General features: G+C 50.0%; 3 protein-coding genes. 2 read left to right on the top strand and 1 reads right to left on the bottom strand.

Annotation, left to right across the window (positions count from 1 at the left end; translation table 11 throughout):
- Positions 1 to 59 precede the first annotated feature (59 nt).
- Positions 60 to 479 (top strand): CopD family protein, encoded by a 420-nt coding sequence (locus tag ACTHUE_RS17315; protein WP_004520906.1) that lies wholly within the window; start codon positions 60 to 62, stop codon positions 477 to 479.
- Between the two features lie 38 nt (positions 480 to 517).
- Complete coding sequence (locus ACTHUE_RS17310; protein WP_049336938.1) at positions 518 to 988, top strand: CYTH domain-containing protein; 471 nt, start codon at positions 518 to 520, stop codon at positions 986 to 988.
- A 157-nt stretch (positions 989 to 1,145) separates the two neighbouring features.
- Here ACTHUE_RS17310 and ubiG read toward each other — a convergent pair whose 3' ends face one another.
- On the bottom strand, positions 1,146 to 1,874 hold the full coding sequence (ubiG, locus tag ACTHUE_RS17305) for a bifunctional 2-polyprenyl-6-hydroxyphenol methylase/3-demethylubiquinol 3-O-methyltransferase UbiG (RefSeq protein ID WP_049336937.1): 729 nt from the start codon (positions 1,872 to 1,874) through the stop codon (positions 1,146 to 1,148).
- Positions 1,875 to 1,879: the final 5 nt, after the last annotated feature.

The raw sequence follows: 1,879 nt of genomic DNA, 5'->3' as shown, positions 1-1,879 counted from the left end.
TTTTGGCTCGGGCCGTATTGCGGATAAAATAATGGTTTTAGGTTTTGGGGCCGTCTGAAATGTATTTGTGGTTTAAGCTGTTACACATATTTTTTGTGATTTCTTGGTTTGCCGGACTGTTTTATCTGCCACGGATTTATGTGAATCTGGCGCAATTAGAGCCTGGTAGCGTGGAATATGTACGGCTGACGGATATGTCGCGCAGGCTGTACCGCTTTATGTCGCCTTTGGGCTGGGGAACGCTGATATTTGGCGCGGCCATCGGGTTTGTAAATAATTGGTGGGGCAACGGCTGGCTGGCGGTTAAATTATTGTGCGGCCTGCTGCTCTTGGCTTACCAGCTTTATTGCGGCCTGCTGCTGCGCCGTTTTCAAAACGGCAGCAATGTGTATTCGCACCGCTGGTATCGGGTATTCAACGAACTCCCCGTATTGATGATGGTGGCCGCGCTTTATATGGTGGTTTTCAAGCCGTTTTGATCTTCAGACGGCCTGTTTGGTAAATAAGGAAAGAATTCATGACGGTCGAAATCGAACGCCGCTTTTTACTGGCAGATGACAGTTGGCGCAAAGCGGCAAGCGAGCCGCTGGTGTTGCAACAGGGCTATTTGAGCGTGGAAAAAGAGCGCACCATCCGCGTGCGGATTATCGGTTCGCAAGCATGGCTGACCCTGAAAGGCTATATTTCCGACATGACGCGCAGCGAGTTTGAATACGAAATTCCGCTGGCTCACGCGCAAGTGATGATGGCGGATATGTGCCCGTTTAAAATGGAAAAATACCGCTATCGGGTCGAATTTGAAGGTTTTGTGTATGAAATCGACGAATATTTCGGCGACAATGCGCCATTGATTGTGGCGGAAATCGAATTGCCGTCTGAAGATACCGAGTTTCCCAAACCGTCTTGGCTGGGCAAGGAAATCACGTCAGACGGTAAATTCACCAATGCGTATTTGAGCAAACATCCGTATTCGTCTTGGACGGAATAAGGGCGACAGCTGCACTGCACAGACAAAAAAGGCATGTATCGAACATGCCTTTTTTCTTTTCAGACGGCCTGATTTACCTTACCGATATTTGTATCAAGCTGCTTTCGACATACCGTTTCAAATATCGGGCAAGCCCGTGTGTTTTATCAGTTGAACTTTACGCCGGACGGCAGGCCACCATATAGTTAACCTCGGTCGAGTCGCACAGGGAATAACGACCGCTCAACAAATTGTAGGTCATGCCCTTGCTGCCGACGGTATCCAATCCGGCTTGGCGGCACATACGCGCAAGTTCTGCCGGCGTAATGAATTTTTTCCAGTCGTGCGTGCCTTTGGGGACGAATTTCAACAGATATTCCGCGCCGACAATCAGATGCAGATAAGATTTGGGATTGCGGTTGATGGTGGAGAAAAACACCATGCCGTCAGGTTTGACCAGTTTCGCACAGGCTTGAACGATGGCAGACGGATCAGGAACGTGTTCCATCATTTCCATACACGTTACCACGTCAAAGCTATGCGGCTGCTCGGCGGCGAGGTCTTCAACGCGGATGCAGCGGTAATCGATATTGGCAACGTGTTGGCTGGCCGCATGGGCAGCGGCGGTTTGCAGGGATTTTTCCGCCATATCGATGCCGGTCACGTGTTCTGCACCGCGTTTGGCCATGCTTTCCGACAAAATACCGCCACCGCAGCCTACATCTAACACACATTTGCCTGCCAATCCGGTATAGCCGTCGATATAGTTTAGGCGCAAGGGGTTGATGTCATGCAGGGGCTTGAATTCGCCGTTTTTATCCCACCATTTGTCGGCGATTTGGCTGAACTTGGCGATTTCGCCGGCATCTACGTTGTCGTGTTGATTGCTCATGGTTTGCTCCTGCATAAAAT

This window comes from Neisseria sp. P0021.S005 (genome assembly GCF_051956955.1).
This window is presented reverse-complemented; position numbering and strand designations above follow the sequence as displayed.